Source organism: Acinetobacter brisouii CIP 110357, from assembly GCF_000488275.1.
Taxonomy (GTDB): domain Bacteria; phylum Pseudomonadota; class Gammaproteobacteria; order Pseudomonadales; family Moraxellaceae; genus Acinetobacter; species Acinetobacter brisouii.
Map to the genome: position 1 here is coordinate 559,148 of NZ_KI530762.1, position 16,451 is coordinate 575,598.

Genomic DNA, 16,451 nt, shown 5'->3' on the forward strand with positions numbered 1-16,451 from the left:
ACCATTACTCAATCTTCAGAAAGGTGGCTGATGTACAAAGCGACACTCTGCGGATTTAAGCATATACAGGGCTTTTCAATTGCGCGGCATAGTATCACAAAAATAAAATCAGTACATTTGGCCGATCATGTTGCTTTAAGGAAGGGGGGAGTCCCTCATCTCGAACTTGAGCCTATCGGGACTAGTACGCAGCAACATGAGCTTTTACATATCCGTGGTGTGCTTTCTCATGCTGCTGTTATGTGGGAAATGGATATTGATTTAAATGGCTTTGATAAGGTCACAGCTCAGTTAAGACAAACACGTTAAATATCATCCAGTCAAAAAAGAGACCGACTTCCTTGTTCTAAACGATTGTTTGATCATTATTAATTCTGAGTTCATTACTTATCTTTTATGATTTCGTCACCAATCCAGTTTAAAAAATGGTTCACCTTGAGAATGTTCTCATGGGTACGTGGATAAACTAAGTGGTGTGCAGATATGGGCACGGATAAGTCATCAGGAAAGACTTTGACAAGTTTTCCTGAATCTAAATAATTTTGGGTGAGTAAATTGCTTTCAAGGACGAATCCAAGCCCATGAGTTGCAGCTTCAAGCGACATGTATGAGCGATCAAAACTAAATGTATAAGGAAATTCAGGAATACTCAACCCGTGGTGTGCAAACCATTGGGGCCATGTCACGAGAGTGGACTTCGACAAAATTAATTCTTTTTTTAATAAATCTTTAGGCTTAGATACTGGACTGCGTTCAAGTAATTTGGGGGAGGCAAGAACTTCTAGTTTTTCACTTCGAACCGTTCTAATTTCGACACTTGTCCAATTCGGAATACCATGACGAATATCAATATCAATTTTATCTCGTGTGAAATGAAGGTTTTCATAAGAGCAAGACAAATTCACCTGAATGAGAGGATATTTTTCTTTAAATGATTCCAATCTTGGCAATAGCCACAGAAGCCCAAAGCTAGGTGAAGAATGGATATATAAGCTATCTTTGGGGCTTTTATCTGATGCTTGTTCAGTCGCTAACATCAAATTATGCAAGATAGTCGTTACATCTTGATAATAACGTTCACCAGAAGGCGTTAAGGTCACTCCTCGTGCGCCCCTTATAAATAAGCTTTGACCAATCATTTCTTCTAGTTTTGCTATTTGATGACTGACAGCAGATGGTGTGAGGTTCAAAACCTCTGCTGCTTTTGCCACATTTCCTAATCGAGCAGTTTGTTCAAATGCTTGTAAGGTTTTTATTGCAGGCACTTGATTGTAATTTTTTTCACTATTGTTCATTTAAAATTCCATTTTTCTTTCGAATCTCAACTAAAAATACCACAGACATGAATAAAATTCATGTCTAGTTGAGTTTAACCTTATTGCTGCTAACTGTGAAAAAAGAGAATCTAACGATGAATGAATATGTTGAAGAAAAGAGGAATAGACATGTTACTACAAGGAAAAGTAGCGTTAATCACAGGTGCCGCATCAGAGCGTGGCATTGGTCGTGCAACAGCAGAAATCTTTGCACAGCAAGGCGCGAAAGTCATTATTGTTGATCTAGATCTTGTGCAAAGCCAGAATGCAGCTAAAGCATTGGGCGAAGGTCATTTAGGTTTAGCAGCAAATGTTGCAAATGAAGAACAAGCACACGCTGCTGTGGAACAAGCCCTTCAACACTACGGAAAAATTGATATTTTGGTCAATAATGCAGGCATTACCCAACCTGTAAAAACATTAGATATCAAACGTAATGATTATGACCGTATTTTGGATGTCAGTCTGCGTGGAACGCTCATTATGTCTCAGGCTGTAATTCCCTCAATGAAAGAAAACGGTGGAGGAAGTATTGTGTGTTTATCATCCGTTTCGGCACAACGAGGTGGTGGTATTTTTGGTGGTCCACACTACAGCGCTGCCAAAGCAGGGGTTTTAGGATTAGGTAAAGCGATGGCTCGCGAGTTTGGTGCAGATAATATTCGTGTCAACTCACTTACACCAGGTCTTATTCAAACAGACATTACTGGTGGTTTAATGAATGATGATCGTCGTCATGACATTCTTGCAGGTATTCCACTTGGTCGCTTAGGTAAAGCACAAGATGTTGCAAATGCAGCGTTATTTTTAGCCAGTGATCTATCAGCCTATTTAACAGGTGTAACTTTAGACGTAAATGGCGGAATGCTGATTCACTAAAACTCAGTATTAAAAAATTTAAAATAGAGACATGGCCACGAGAGGATATTGTGGCCAAATGTAAAGGGACTCGCATGATGGATATCATATTTTCATCTGAAGTAGATATTACTCTACGGACTTCGGCATACCGAAAAATTGCATTTCGTCTGATGCCATTTTTAATGCTTTGTTATTTTTGTGCTTATCTAGACCGTGTAAATGTTGGTTTTGCCAAACTTCAAATGATAAATGATTTGCATTTGAGTGAAGCCGTTTATGGATTAGGGGCAGGGATTTTCTTTATTGGATATTTCCTATGTGAAGTACCCAGTAACATCATTTTGCATAAGGTCGGTGCGCGTCGCTGGATTGCTAGAATTATGATTACTTGGGGCATATTGTCAGGGTGTTTTGCTTTTGTACAAACGGAATGGCAATTTTATGTGCTGAGATTTTTATTAGGTGTTGCTGAGGCAGGGCTTGCACCAGGATTATTACTTTATCTTACATACTGGTTTCCATCTTACCGTCGTGCCCGCATGACAGTACTTTGGTTCATTGCAATACCACTTTCAGGCATGATCGGTGGGCCGCTATCTGGATTGATCATGAACAAAATGGGTGGTGTTCATGGTTGGGATAGTTGGCAATGGATGTTTGTCATCGAAGCAATACCAACAGTGATCGTAGGACTTTTTGTATTGGCTGTATTAAAAGATTCAGTACAGGATGCTAATTGGCTTAGTAATGAAGAAAAGCGTCTGGTTCAAGATGAGTTAGCTCAAGATAATCAGCATAAAGAAGGCCATGGCAGTATTAAAGACTTTATTAGTGATAAACGCTTGTGGTTACTAGCTGGAATCTACTTTTGTGTCGTAATGGGACAATATGCAATTACTTTCTGGTTGCCGACATTAATTCGTAACTCGGGCATTAGCGACAACTTGCATATTGGCTTGTTGACCAGCCTACCTTATATGTGTGCCATAGTTGTAATGCTATTAGCAGGCCGTAGCGGAGATCACTTTAGAGAGCGTCGCTGGCATTTAATTATTCCTATGTGTGCTGGTGCAGTTGCACTTACCTTCGCAACATTGTTTGCCTCAAATCTAACCCTATCGCTGATTTGTTTATGTATTGCGGCATCAGGTGTACTCACCGCATCTTCTTTGTTTTGGATGTTGCCAACTAACTTTTTAGGTGGTGTTTCAGCCGCTGCGGGTATTGCTGGAATCAATAGTTTTGCCAATCTCGCTGGATTTTGTTCTCCGTTTCTCATCGGTTGGATTACGACTAATACAGGTTCGAACGCCATAGGTATGTTTTTAATCACAGCAGTCTTAGTTGTCGGCGCCAGCCTAGTATTGCGCGTTCCAGCAAAACTTGTTAATCGTTAATAAGAGAAGTTAATCATGTCAAATATGAATAAAGAAGCTCGTATTGCTGAACTACAGCAACGTGCATATAACATTCGTCAACATGCGTTACGTATGGGACAAGTACAGGGCCAAGGTTATGTTGGACAGGCCTTAGGTGCAGCTGATCTACTTGCAGTTTCTTATTTTCATGCAATGAAATATCAGCCTGAAAATCCTGAATGGGAAGGACGAGATCGCTTTTATCTTTCAATAGGTCATTATGCAATTGCTTTATATGCTGCTTTGATCGAAGCAAAGATTATTCCACTTGAAGAACTAGAAACCTATGGTTCTGATGACAGTCGTTTACCTATGTCAGGCATGGCAACGTATACCCCTGGTATGGAAATCACAGGTGGTTCACTTGGTCATGGTTTAGGTATTGCGGTAGGCGCTTGCCTCGGATTAAAGCAAAAGAAATCAGAGTCTTTTGTTTATAACTTCCTATCAGATGGTGAGCTCAATGAAGGCTCGACATGGGAAGCAGTCATGTCGGCTTCACATTGGAAATTAGATAATCTAATTGCAATTATTGATGTGAATAATCAGCAAGCCGATGGGCATTCAAGTGAAATTCTAGCTTTTGAACCGATTGTAGATCGTTGGCAATCATTTGGTTGGTATACCCAACGCGTAGATGGCAACAATATGGAAGCTTTACTTGATGCTTTCGATCAAGCGAAAAGCTACGAAGGGGCATGCCCAAGAGTCATTATTTGCGATACCAAAATGGGTAAAGGTGTTTCATTTTTAGAAAGCCGTGAAAAAACACATTTTATCCGCGTGGATGAACGCGAATGGGATGAAGCTTTAAATATATTAACCCATTACGGCAAATAAGGAGTTTAGATCCATGAGCCAATTAGCGAACTCTCCTAAGAAAAAATTAAAAACGTCTGCCATGATTGCTTCGATTGCTGCAGAAGGGCAACCAACCAAGCCAGCACCATTTGGACATGCTTTAAATGCGCTAGCGAAAGAGCGTGATGATATTGTTGGATTATCTGCGGATTTATCCAAATATACAGATCTACATATTTTCGCGAACCAAAACCCAGACAAATTCTTTCAAATGGGAATGGCAGAACAACTCCTGATGAGTGCTGCTGCTGGATTAGCACGTGAAGGATTTGTCCCTTTTGCAACAACCTATGCTGTATTTGCATCACGTCGTGCCTATGATTTTATTTGTATGGCGATTGCCGAAGATAATTTGAATGTCAAAATTGTCGCTGCACTTCCTGGTTTAACAACAGGATATGGACCAAGTCACCAAGCCACAGAAGACATTGCAATTTTCCGTGGAATGCCAAATCTAATGATCATTGATCCATGTGATGCCTTGGAAATTGAACAGGCTATTCCGCAGATTGCTGCTCATCAAGGTCCTGTTTATATGCGCTTGTTACGTGGTCAAGTTCCATTGGTACTGGATAAATATAACTACCAATTTAAATTGGGTAAGGCCCAAGTCATTAAGCCAGGTAAAGACCTATTGATTATCTCTACAGGGCTGCTGACTATGCGTGCGCTTGAGGCCGCTGAAGAACTTGAAAAAGAAGGAATTGAGGTTTCAGTTCTACATGTTCCAACCATCAAGCCTCTTGATGAAGAAACGATTTTAGCTGAAGTTGCAAAAGGAGGACGACCTGTACTTACTGCTGAAAATCATTCTGTGGTTGGTGGTTTAGGTGAAGCAGTTGGAACCTTATTATTAAGAAATGGGCAACATCCACGTTTTGATATGATTGGGTTACCCGATGCATTTTTAGATGCAGGTGCACTGCCAACACTACATGATCGTTATGGTATTTCTACAGAAGCCGTTAAAGAGAAAATTAAAAATCACTTAGCCTAAGAGAGTCCAACTCTGTTAGTGAATTGAGCATGGTGTACGACAGGAGTCTCGCCATGCTGCAATTTTATCACACCACTTTTACTCCATTTAATCATTCAAAATAGCTTATTCAATTAGCTGTTTAGGGAAACTTATATTCAAAATTTGCAGGGATTGTGCAATGAAAAAAAGCAATTTTTTATGTCTTATTGGTGTACTTATTGGAACAAATACGGCTTGTTTTGCTGAGAACTTATTTGATGCGAATCGAACAAATTTAACAGGGGATTGGAATGGCGAACGAACAGCTTTAGCAGATAAAGGAATCAAATTTGATGCTAGTTCCAATCTCGATATTGCTTACTTGGCAGATGGTGGATATAAACCACGACAAGAACCAACTTATGTTAGCCAGCTTTCTCTCGGTTCAACCTTAGATTTAGAAAAAATGATGGATTTAAAGGGAGTCAGTGTTCGTGCATTAATTATGGCAAGACAAGGCCAAAGTGTATCAGTAGAACAAATTTCCGATCCACATGCACCGCAATTGGCTAATGTACAGGCAAATTATGGACGTGGGAATTCAGGTACAAGACTTGCTGAGTTGTCGATTGAAAAGAGTTTTTCCAACGCAGGTACAAGTATTCGAGTTGGACGTTTCGCTATGGGAACCTATTTCAATGTAATGTCTTGTGACTTTCAAAATAATTCTTTTTGCGGTGCGCAAATGGGGAAATGGCAAGGCAGCAAATGGATTAATGCACCTGTGAGCCAATGGGCAGTAATGTCTAAATACAACTTTACCCCTGAAGCATATATACAACTGGGAGTGTTTGAGTATAACCCAAAGAACTTGGAAGAAAGTGAGGGATGGAATTTTGGTACAAAAGATGCCGATGGCGTCAATATTCCTGTTGAATTTGTCTGGCAGCCCAAACAGGCAATTAATAATTTATCTGGAATTTATCGTATAGGGGCATTTTATAATACTGCTAATGATCTCAAAAACCAAAAAGACATCGTAACAGGAGAACCAAAATCTCATACATATGGGGTGTGGGGAGTTGTAGAACAACAATTAACCCAAAAAGACTTAACTAATCAAGGGTTATATGGATTCATGAACTTTAGTTTTCATGATCGTACTACGAATAAAGTTGAAAATATGCAACAAGTTGGTTTGAAGTACATTGGGCTTTTAGATCGCCATCCCAATGATATTTTAGGCTTAGCTATAAATAGAATCCATGTCAGTAATCGTTATCGTCAAGTACACCAAAATATTAACGCCGATGCTGAATATAACATTGAAATGAACTATTCATATTTCCCCACGAAATGGTTAATGTTGCGACCTAATATTCAATATGTAGTAAACCCCGGGGCAACAAATCATGTTAATAATGCGCTAGTACTCGGTTTAAGCTCGAAAATTGTTTTTTAAAAATATATCCACTAAAAGTTGAACGATATTTTTAAGTTTTTGATATTTAAATAATCACTATTTTTAGAGTTAAAAAGAAGGGAATATTTTTTATTCCCTTAATTAATGAAAAAATCGTCGTTTTCAATAGCTAAAAATTATAGGTATAGGACAAACCCTGTTGGTGGTGATAGTCACCTCACGCACATTTTCAGCAGCACAACCCAAATACACCTGTGCTACTGAGCCATAGCGCATATTTTGATAATCATAAAAGCCTTTGGTTCTGCAATGACCGCAGTTGATTGAAACATTAGTCAGTGTGGTTGGATCATTATTCAGTGACATGATATTGAGTTTATCAACATAGCCTGTCATGGAATATTGCGACTCATCACGACGGACTCGGACTTCGAATTCTTCCTGTAAAGGTGGTTCCTGTGACAGTTCTTGTGCCTGCTCAGCATCAGTACCATTTTCTAAAAATGATTTATCGGTAAACGGCACATACTCTGTACTGTCCGTATTGCTTGTTTCAGGTGTTTGCGTATTTTGATCTGATGTTGCTTTTGGTTCTGCTGTGGCTTGAGATTCTTTGTTTGTTGGAGGAGTTTTATACAGAGGAATCAAAATCAGAGCAACTTGAATAAACTCATGATTTGGCCCGTGTACGGATTATTCAGAAAGACTTACAACAGTCGGTTCAGGCCTTGAATTACATAAAAGGCATCAATTGATGCCTTTCTCGATTACAGCTTTTTTACAATTGCTCAGTAGATATCACATACAATATACGATTTTCTCTTTAGCTTAATTTTGAGGGCGGGCAAATATCCTTACTTATTTTTTCGTTAAAAAATTTGTCATTAGTGAAACTAAACCAAATATCAAAGCACTGACTCCAAGAACTTGAAAAAAGGTTGATAAACTCGCATTAAAATATAAAACAGATATACCTCCAATAACAGCAGCAATGATCATTCTTATAGTACCTGCTAAAAGAGGGCCAAATAATCGTTTTGAACCTTGGCCAGCAAAATAAACTGCCATACCAATACCTATAGCACCATAAAAAGGTGCAACATGCTGCAAGTAATTTGTTCCAGTCTGAAGGACAGATGGATCATGACTGAAAAAACCAAGCCAAATGGAAGGAAAAATACTAAAGAAAAGTCCTATTGAGCCGGTGATAAGAAATGTAATAAAAACCCCGATCCATGTGATATGACGTGCTCTTTGAAATTGTTCAGCCCCATAATTAATACCTACCATGGTCATGATTGCTGAACCGATACCGAACATAAGCGGAACTTGCACGTAGTCTAATCGGGAAGCAATACCATACCCAGCGATTGCAGCAGATCCAAATTGACCAACTAAGGTTGTTACGATGACAACAGTTAAATTAAGTTGAATTATTCCAATAGCGGATAGTGAACCAATACCAAGAATATCTTTGAAGAACTGAAAATTGATAGGCTTGATCGATAATTTGATAATGCTATGCGTTGTTCGCATGTGCCTAATTAAGCATATGATGGCAAAAATATAATAACTTAAGACAGCGAGCCCAGCTCCAGCTACACCTAATGATGGAATGAATCCCCAACCAAAAATGAGAATAGGTGATAGGGGTAAAAGTAGTACTCCACCTAGAAGTGTTATACGAGCCGGAGTTTTTGTATCACCTGCACCGCGTAATGCGACTGAGAGTAGGGCTACGGCCCATATAAGGGGTGAACTTATAAAAATAATATTGGAATATTTTAGGGCTGCATCTAAAGCTAAGCCAGTAACGCCCATTAAGTGATATATCATCTGGGCTGAGGTGAGCATAACAATACTAAAAACTCCTCCCAAAATGCCAGCAAGAATTACACCATGCCAGACAAGGGATTGGGCATCTTCTGATCGACCTGCTCCAGAAGCCCGAGCAATTGCTGAAGCTAGTCCTCCACCAAATCCGCCATTCGCTAGCATTTGCATGAGCATAAGAATTGGGAACACTATGGCTACACCAGCTATTACATCAGTTCCTAGAGAGCTAACAAAATATGTTTCTAGTAATCCAATCAGGGTTTGTACGAGTAGAACAGCTATTGTGGGTAACGCCAGTTTTAGCATTACATGGGGAATTGATCCGTTTAAGATCGCATGATTTAAATCATGTGTATTTAACGGCTGGCGTACTGATTGTTCTCGCATAATAGATTCTCGCTTTATAAACTGCTTGTCATAGAGGCAATAGGGGTGCTTCAAAATTTTTGAGGTTGCCAGCCGCCACCCAGTGATTTATAAACTGCTACAGCAGCAAGGGCTGAATCGGTTTGGGCTTGAAGTTTTCTATCTGAAAATTGCAAAGCATTTGAATCTGCTTGTAATACTTCTATTCGGCTGTTAATCCCTTTTTGATAGGCAATTAGAGCGATTTTCTGTGCATGCTTTAATGCATTTTCTCCATCTTGGAGAGCCATTAACTGTTCTTGTCGTTTGGACAAGGTTGATAATGAGTTTTCTACATCTTCCGTCGCATGTAAGACGGCTAATTGGTAGGCTGCAAGATTTTCGGCTTCTTGTCCCTTAGCTAAGCGAATTTCTGCATTAATTCGACCAAAATCAAATAAGCGCCAACGCAAACCTAATAGGCTCGCAGCCTGATTTGAACCACTTGAAAATAAGTTTCCACTTGCTATGGTTGAACTACCAATCAAACCGCTTAAAGAAATCTTGGGATAATATTCTGCAATCGCACTGCCAATACGTGCATTTGAAGCTGCCAATTGTCTTTCAGCCATAATGAGATCTGGTCGTCTACGTAAAAGATCGTGAGGTGTTCCTGTTTCTGTAATATTAGGGATAACTGGAACTGGTTTTACTTCCGTTAGTTCTGCTCGGTGAGTTCCCGGTACAGTTCCAAGCATGACGTCGAGGGCATTCATGGCAATGTCTAGATTCATTCTAAGAACAGGAACAACAGCTTGAACTTGAGCAACATTCGCTTTAGCTTGTTTGACCTGAAATTCGGAAGCTAATCCTTTGCTGTATAAAAGATTAATGGTTGAAAGAAGTTGTTGTTGTGTTTGTAATTGTTGATGGGCAATATCTAGTCGAGATTGTAAGCCCCGAATATTAATATATATATTGGCAGTTTGAGCTGCGACCATTAAACGGACGGCTGAGGCTCCTGCGTTTGAAGACTGATAATTTGCAAGAGCCGCTTCACGGTCTCTACGAAGGCCTCCAAAAATATCTAACTCCCAAGTTGCACTTAAATTTGCATCATAAGAACTACCATGTCGGTCAAAACCTGGCATTGAATTTAAAACTTGCCCCAAAGGTGTTTCAACAGATTGGTAAACTTTAGCTGCTTGTGCGCCAACAGTACCTATTGGTTGTAAAGAGGCATTAGCTGCTGATAAACCTGCTTGGGCTTGAGTTACTCGAGTATATGCTTGGGTAAGATCAAGATTTTGTTTTAATGCTAATGTGACATATCGAGTAAGTTGAGGATCGTTAAAACTTTGCCACCATACGGCAATATCTGCTTTGCTATTGTCATTTGATGAGTTTAAGGATGTGCCAAGGTATTGCTCGGGTAGAGATATATTAGGGCGTTTATAATTAGGACCTACGGTACACGCAGTAAGAGTACTTACGATGATTGGTAGGAGAACGATAGATCTAGATAACATATTTCCCCCGAGACGAGATTTTGAACAATAGTTTAATTGTGACTATAATACAAATTGGTCACTCGTTGTCAATATCAGTTCGCAAGAGTTAAACTGCCACTTTCAGATAAAGGTTTAAATTGAAAATATGAGTAAAGAAAAAAGTAGTTATCCTGTTTCGAAGCGAGGACCAGAAGATCATGATGTAAGAGATCAAATCTTGAGTGCCGCTACAGAGCACTTCAGCCGATATGGTTATGAGAAAACTACAGTTTCTGATCTTGCAAAATCTATAGGCTTTTCTAAAGCTTATATTTATAAATTTTTTGAATCTAAACAGGCGATTGGCGAAATGATATGTGCCAATTGTTTACGTGAAATTGAAGATGAAGTTAATACAGCTATTAAAGAAGCTGAATATCCAGCAGAAAAATTAAGGGTGTTATTTAAAGCGATTGTTGAAGCAAGCCTTCGTCTATTTTCTCAAGAGCGTAAGCTTTATGAAATTGCCGCTTCAGCCGCGTCTGAGAAATGGGATGCTACACTCGCTTATGAAAAACGAATTCTTAAGATGCTACAAAACATTATTCAAGAAGGCCGTCAAATAGGTGATTTTGAAAGAAAAACTCCAATTGATGAGGCTGTTAAGGCTATTTATTTAGTTATGAGACCTTATCTGCATCCACTACTTTTACAACATAGTATTTCATATAACACCGATGCTCCAGTCCTGCTTTCTAGCCTTGTACTGAGAAGTTTATCGCCATAATAAGTTGTGACTATTGACTAAATTGGTCACTTGATTAAAAATGAGTCTCCTGATTAATTTCTTAAGGGGGGGCTCAAATATGCTTTATCGTCGCCTTATTCCGTTTACAGCAATATGTATATTTCCTTTTTTCTTGCTCGGTTGTGCTGAAAATACGCAATCTGACCCCCGTACTTCGGCGCCGTTAGTTCGAGTTGCAACTGTACAAGACGAAATCACTTCTGACTCAAGAGCATTCACAGGCACGATAGGGGCACGGGTAGAAAGTGATCTTGGTTTTCGTGTCTCTGGCAAAGTCATCAAACGGTTTGTTGAAGCAGGCCAGACAGTAAAGCGCGGACAGTTACTGATGCGTATTGATCCGGTTGATTTAGAACTTGCTGCCAAAGCTCAGCAAGAAGCTGTGGGCGCAGCCAGAGCCCGTGCAGAACAAGCAGAGAAAGATGAAGCCCGATATCAGGATTTACGTGGAAGTGGAGCTATATCTGCTTCTGCCTATGATCAGATTAAAGCGGCAGCGGATACAGCGAGAGCGCAGCTAAGTTCGACTCAAGCTCAAGCTAGGGTTGCATTAAACGCGAGTCATTATGCCGATTTAATTGCGGATGGTGATGGTACGATTATGGAAACACTGGTCGAACCAGGTCAGGTTGTCAGTGCGGGTCAAACAGTCATTCGCTTGGCTCATTCTGGTCAAAGGGAAGCAATCATTCAGCTTCCAGAGACATTACGTCCTGCAATAGGGGCTATTGGTCAAGCTACACTCTTTGGTAAAGAAAATATAAGTGTCCCAGCTAAACTTAGACAGTTATCAAATACAGCAGATCAACTCACTCGTACTTTTGAAGCACGTTTCGTATTAGAAGGCGATTTAGCAAACGCTCCTTTAGGTTCAACGGTTACTGTACGTATTGCCAATCAAACTCAGAGTTCACAACATTTTTTACAAGTGCCAGTAGGTTCCTTACTTGATAAGGGCAAGGGGGCTGGGGTATGGGTAATTAATGGAAAAACTCACAAAGTAACATGGCGTCCCGTTGTTGTTAAACAGCTTGATGATGAATATGCCTATGTCACTGGTAATATTCAAAGTGGAGATCGAATTGTTGCTTTGGGTGCGCATTTGCTTCGAGAAGGTGAATTGGTACGTATTGCATCACAAGCGAGTCATCCTTCAATTGGAAATGAAGGAGACCACTCATGAGTGAGAAGGGTTTTAACTTATCGGCCCTTGCTGTGCGTGAACGCGGTATCACGTTATTTCTGATTTTTTTGATTTCAATTGCAGGCATCGTTGCTTTTTTTAAATTAGGTCGAGCTGAAGACCCAGCTTTTACAGTGAAGGTTATGACCATTGTGACAGCTTGGCCTGGAGCAACCGCTCAGGAGATGCAAGATCAAGTTGCTGAAAAAATCGAAAAACGGATGCAGGAGCTACGTTGGTACGATCGAACAGAAACCTATACAAGACCAGGACTCGCTTTTACGACACTGACCTTACTTGATAGTACGCCTCCGTCTCAGGTTCAGGAGGAATTTTATCAAGCGAGGAAGAAAGTAAATGATGAAATGAGTAACTTGCCTGCTGGTGTTATTGGACCACTTGTTAATGATGAATATGCAGATGTAACTTTTGCTTTATTTGCTTTGAAGGCAAAAAATGAAGCACAAAGATTATTAGTTCGTGATGCAGAAACAATTCGACAGCAGTTACTTCATGTGCCGGGCGTAAAGAAAGTCAATATTATTGGTGAGCAATCTGAACGTATCTATATTGAATTTTCGCATGAACGCTTGGCGACACTAGGCGTAAATCCGCAAGATGTATTTGCTGCACTGAATAATCAGAATGTACTTACTCCCGCTGGTTCTATTGAAACCAAAGGTCCTCAAGTTTTTGTCAGATTAGATGGTGCTTTTGACAAGTTACAAAAAATTCGTGACACCCCTATAACTGCTCAAGGTCGTACCTTGAAATTATCAGATATTGCGACTGTTAAACGTGGTACTGAAGATCCTGCAACATTCATGATTCGTAATGGTGGGGAACCGACCTTACTGTTAGGAGTGGTGATGCGCGAAGGGTGGAATGGATTAGATCTTGGTAAATCATTAGAGAAAGAAGTCGGTTCCATCAACGAAGATTTACCTCTGGGCATCAGTTTAAACAAAGTGACTGATCAGGCGGTCAATATTAGCTCATCGGTAGATGAGTTCATGATTAAGTTCTTTGCAGCATTGCTTGTGGTTATGTTTGTCAGCTTTATTAGCATGGGATGGCGCGTTGGCGTCGTGGTTGCTATGGCTGTGCCACTCACATTAGCTATTGTTTTTGTAGTGATGCTGGCAACTGGTAAAAACTTTGACCGAATTACACTTGGCTCTCTTATTCTTGCTTTAGGGCTTTTAGTTGACGACGCCATTATTGCGATTGAAATGATGGTCGTGAAAATGGAGGAAGGTTTCAGTCGGACAGCAGCTTCCGCCTATGCATGGAGCCACACAGCGGCACCTATGCTTTCTGGAACATTAGTCACAGCTGTTGGGTTTATGCCAAATGGCTTTGCTCGCTCTTCAGCGGGTGAATATACCAGCAATATGTTTTGGATTGTTGGTATTGCACTTATTGCCTCATGGATTGTTGCTGTAGTTTTTACACCTTATTTGGGTGTGAAGATGTTGCCTGATTTTAAAAAGATTGAAGGTGGCCATACTGCAATTTATGACACACCACGATATAACCGTTTCCGTCAAATTCTTGAACGTGTGATTGCGCGTAAATGGCTTGTTGCCGGTAGTGTAATCGGACTATTTGTTTTAGCCGTAGGTGGAATGGCATTGGTAAAAAAACAATTTTTCCCAATCTCTGACCGACCGGAAGTGCTTGTTGAAGTACAGATGCCTTATGGCACATCGATTACGCAAACAAGTGCTGCAACAGCAAAAGTGGAAGCTTGGTTATCTAAGCAACATGAAGCAAAGATTGTGACATCGTATATTGGTCAAGGTGCACCTCGCTTTTATTTTTCGATGGGGCCTGAGTTACCAGATCCATCCTTTGCCAAGATTGTGATACGAACTGACAATCAAGAAGAACGTGAAGCATTAAAACACCGCTTAAGACAAGCTATTTCAAATGGACTTGCTACAGAGGCGCAGCTACGTGTAACACAACTTGTTTTTGGACCATATTCGCCATATCCAGTAGCTTATCGAGTTTCAGGCCAAGATCCAGAAAAATTACGTGTAATTGCAGCTCAGGTTCAGCAAGTTATGAATGCTAGCCCAATGATGCGAACTGTAAATACTGACTGGGGAACTCGTGTGCCAGCCTTGCATTTCACATTGGAGCAAGACCGTCTACAAGCAGTTGGTCTTACATCAAGTTCAGTCGCACAGCAATTACAGTTTTTGTTAACCGGTATTCCGATTACATCTGTACGTGAAGATATTCGTACTGTACAGGTGATTGCTCGTTCAGCGGGTGATATAAGGCTAGACCCTGCAAAAATTGGTGATTTCACACTGACTGGAGCAAATGGGCAACGTATTCCTTTAGCACAAATTGGCAAAATTGAAGTACGGATGGAAGAACCTGTCATACGCCGACGAGATCGGGTGCCAACAATAACCGTTCGTGGAGATATTGCTGAAGGATTACAACCACCCGATGTATCTACTGCGATTAGCAAACAGCTTCAACCAGTCATTAAAGATTTACCAAAGGGGTATCAAATTGTAGAGGCAGGTTCTATTGAGGAGTCCGGTAAAGCCACTAAAGCCATGCTTCCTATTTTTCCAATCATGTTGGCAATGACACTACTCATTATCATTCTTCAGGTGAGGTCTATCGCTGCAATGATTATGGTGTTTTTAACCAGTCCGTTGGGGTTAATAGGTGTGGTGCCAACGCTTCTTTTATTTCAGCAGCCCTTTGGCATTAATGCATTAGTCGGGTTGATTGCATTGTCTGGAATTTTGATGCGCAACACGCTCATCTTAATTGGACAAATTCAGCAAAACAAACAAGCGGGGCTAGATCCGTTGAATGCAGTGGTTGAGGCTACAGTACAACGCGCCAGACCTGTAATTTTGACAGCTTTAGCAGCCATTTTAGCTTTCATTCCTCTGACTCACTCAGTGTTTTGGGGAACGCTTGCTTACACACTCATTGGCGGAACTCTTGCAGGAACCATTTTAACTTTGGTTTTCCTGCCAGCAATGTATTCGATCTGGTTCAAGATCGGGGCTAAACCAGCGGTTTAATGATCAGATTTTCAAATTTAAAAAGTTATTGGAGTTCATATGTCAAACTTAAAAGTGGTTGTAATCACAGGTGTTTCATCTGGTATTGGTCAAGTTACAGCAGAAAAATTTGCTAAGCTCGGCCATAAAGTTTTCGGTACAGTCAGAAATAAAGTCAAAGCTCAACCTATTGAAGCCGTTGAGCTTGTTGAGATGGATGTGGCAGATGAGGATTCTGTCCAGCTCGGGATTCATTCTATTATTAATAAAGCTGGGCATATTGATATTTTAGTTAATAATGCTGGAGCAAGCTTAATTGGTGCAGTAGAAGAGACTTCGATAAAAGAAGCGAAATTTTTATTTAACACCAATGTATTTAGCATTCTTTGTACCACGCAAGCAGTATTGCCTTATATGCGGGTACAGCATTATGGAAGAATCATAAATGTTAGTTCAGTATTAGGTTTCCTGCCTTCACCGTATATGGGATTGTATTCGGCTACTAAACATGCAGTTGAAGGATTGTCTGAATCGCTAGATCATGAGCTTCGCCAATTTGGAATTCGTGTATCCATTGTTCAACCTTCATTCACTAAAACTAATTTAGATAAGAATGCACCCTTAGCAAGTTCTAAAATTCCTGAATATGACAATGAGCGTAACTTAGCGACTCATGCCATATTAAAACAGATTGATCAGGCACCTCAGCCCGATAGTGTTGCGGATACCATTATTACAGCGGCACTGAATGATTGGCAAATGCGCCATACACCGTCTGGGCAAGCATCTTTGTTAAGCAAGTTGCGTCGATTTATGCCAAGTGGTCCGGTTGATAAAAGTATTAGAAAGACTTTTGGTTTGAAATAAACATTAAGTTGTTTTTAAAAGATCTAAATAATTGTTTTTATTTA

Annotated in this window: 12 protein-coding genes and 2 pseudogenes; 10 read left to right on the plus strand and 4 right to left on the minus strand. The window is 40.2% G+C overall.

The window, feature by feature from the left end:
* Positions 1 to 63: 63 nt before the first annotated feature.
* Positions 64 to 306, plus strand: a pseudogene (locus P255_RS02665) (integrase); the annotation flags it as partial.
* A gap of 77 nt (positions 307 to 383) precedes the next feature.
* Here the strand turns inward: P255_RS02665 and P255_RS02670 are convergent.
* Positions 384 to 1,265 (minus strand): LysR substrate-binding domain-containing protein, encoded by an 882-nt coding sequence (locus P255_RS02670; RefSeq protein ID WP_155756923.1) that lies wholly within the window; start codon positions 1,263 to 1,265, stop codon positions 384 to 386.
* 180 nt (positions 1,266 to 1,445) lie between these two features.
* On the opposite strand from P255_RS02670, the gene P255_RS02675 reads away from it, so the two are divergent.
* The 5 genes from P255_RS02675 to P255_RS02695 all read left to right on the plus strand — a co-directional run bounded on the left by P255_RS02675 (position 1,446) and on the right by P255_RS02695 (position 6,876).
* A complete protein-coding gene (locus P255_RS02675; protein WP_004903355.1) occupies positions 1,446 to 2,195 on the plus strand; it encodes an SDR family NAD(P)-dependent oxidoreductase in 750 nt (249 codons plus the stop codon).
* Positions 2,196 to 2,272: 77 nt separating this feature from the next.
* A complete protein-coding gene (locus tag P255_RS02680; RefSeq protein ID WP_035364960.1) occupies positions 2,273 to 3,574 on the plus strand; it encodes an MFS transporter in 1,302 nt (433 codons plus the stop codon).
* Positions 3,575 to 3,589: 15 nt separating this feature from the next.
* The gene (locus P255_RS02685; RefSeq protein ID WP_004903358.1) at positions 3,590 to 4,435 is read left to right on the plus strand and encodes a transketolase; all 846 of its coding nucleotides are present in this window, start codon (positions 3,590 to 3,592) and stop codon (positions 4,433 to 4,435) included.
* Between the two features lie 13 nt (positions 4,436 to 4,448).
* Positions 4,449 to 5,453 (plus strand): transketolase family protein, encoded by a 1,005-nt coding sequence (locus P255_RS02690; RefSeq protein ID WP_004903359.1) that lies wholly within the window; start codon positions 4,449 to 4,451, stop codon positions 5,451 to 5,453.
* A 160-nt stretch (positions 5,454 to 5,613) separates the two neighbouring features.
* Entirely contained in the window at positions 5,614 to 6,876 is a 1,263-nt protein-coding gene (locus P255_RS02695) for a carbohydrate porin (RefSeq protein ID WP_004903360.1), read from the plus strand.
* A gap of 130 nt (positions 6,877 to 7,006) precedes the next feature.
* Here P255_RS02695 and P255_RS02700 read toward each other — a convergent pair.
* The 3 genes and pseudogenes from P255_RS02700 to P255_RS02710 form a co-directional block, all read right to left on the minus strand.
* Positions 7,007 to 7,485 (minus strand): annotated as a pseudogene (locus P255_RS02700) (hypothetical protein).
* A gap of 210 nt (positions 7,486 to 7,695) precedes the next feature.
* Positions 7,696 to 9,060, minus strand: coding sequence for an MATE family efflux transporter (locus tag P255_RS02705; RefSeq protein ID WP_004903364.1), 1,365 nt, complete (start codon positions 9,058 to 9,060; stop codon positions 7,696 to 7,698).
* A 50-nt stretch (positions 9,061 to 9,110) separates the two neighbouring features.
* Positions 9,111 to 10,547 (minus strand): efflux transporter outer membrane subunit, encoded by a 1,437-nt coding sequence (locus P255_RS02710; protein WP_004903365.1) that lies wholly within the window; start codon positions 10,545 to 10,547, stop codon positions 9,111 to 9,113.
* Between the two features lie 127 nt (positions 10,548 to 10,674).
* Between P255_RS02710 and P255_RS02715 the strand changes: the two genes are divergently transcribed.
* The 4 genes from P255_RS02715 (at position 10,675) to P255_RS02730 (ending at position 16,407) form a co-directional block, all read left to right on the plus strand.
* Positions 10,675 to 11,295, plus strand: coding sequence for a TetR/AcrR family transcriptional regulator (locus P255_RS02715; protein ID WP_004903366.1), 621 nt, complete (start codon positions 10,675 to 10,677; stop codon positions 11,293 to 11,295).
* Between the two features lie 79 nt (positions 11,296 to 11,374).
* A complete protein-coding gene (locus P255_RS02720) occupies positions 11,375 to 12,499 on the plus strand; it encodes an efflux RND transporter periplasmic adaptor subunit (RefSeq protein ID WP_004903367.1) in 1,125 nt (374 codons plus the stop codon).
* Complete coding sequence (locus P255_RS02725) at positions 12,496 to 15,561, plus strand: efflux RND transporter permease subunit (RefSeq protein WP_004903370.1); 3,066 nt, start codon at positions 12,496 to 12,498, stop codon at positions 15,559 to 15,561. The genes P255_RS02720 and P255_RS02725 overlap by 4 nt, the downstream gene beginning before the upstream one ends.
* 39 nt (positions 15,562 to 15,600) lie before the next feature.
* Positions 15,601 to 16,407, plus strand: a complete 807-nt coding sequence (locus P255_RS02730) for an oxidoreductase (protein ID WP_004903375.1) — start codon at positions 15,601 to 15,603, stop codon at positions 16,405 to 16,407.
* The last annotated feature ends 44 nt before the right edge of the window (positions 16,408 to 16,451 follow it).

Bases quoted from the DNA above. Each gene is read 5' to 3' on its own strand.
- P255_RS02675 (WP_004903355.1), top strand. From the start codon at position 1,446: ATGTTACTACAAGGAAAAGTAGCGTTAATCACAGGTGCCGCATCAGAG.
- P255_RS02680 (WP_035364960.1), top strand. From the start codon at position 2,273: ATGGATATCATATTTTCATCTGAAGTAGATATTACTCTACGGACTTCG.
- P255_RS02685 (WP_004903358.1), top strand. From the start codon at position 3,590: ATGTCAAATATGAATAAAGAAGCTCGTATTGCTGAACTACAGCAACGT.
- P255_RS02690 (WP_004903359.1), top strand. From the start codon at position 4,449: ATGAGCCAATTAGCGAACTCTCCTAAGAAAAAATTAAAAACGTCTGCC.
- P255_RS02695 (WP_004903360.1), top strand. From the start codon at position 5,614: ATGAAAAAAAGCAATTTTTTATGTCTTATTGGTGTACTTATTGGAACA.
- P255_RS02705 (WP_004903364.1), bottom strand. From the start codon at position 9,060: ATGCGAGAACAATCAGTACGCCAGCCGTTAAATACACATGATTTAAAT.
- P255_RS02710 (WP_004903365.1), bottom strand. From the start codon at position 10,547: ATGTTATCTAGATCTATCGTTCTCCTACCAATCATCGTAAGTACTCTT.
- P255_RS02715 (WP_004903366.1), top strand. From the start codon at position 10,675: ATGAGTAAAGAAAAAAGTAGTTATCCTGTTTCGAAGCGAGGACCAGAA.
- P255_RS02720 (WP_004903367.1), top strand. From the start codon at position 11,375: ATGCTTTATCGTCGCCTTATTCCGTTTACAGCAATATGTATATTTCCT.
- P255_RS02725 (WP_004903370.1), top strand. From the start codon at position 12,496: ATGAGTGAGAAGGGTTTTAACTTATCGGCCCTTGCTGTGCGTGAACGC.
- P255_RS02730 (WP_004903375.1), top strand. From the start codon at position 15,601: ATGTCAAACTTAAAAGTGGTTGTAATCACAGGTGTTTCATCTGGTATT.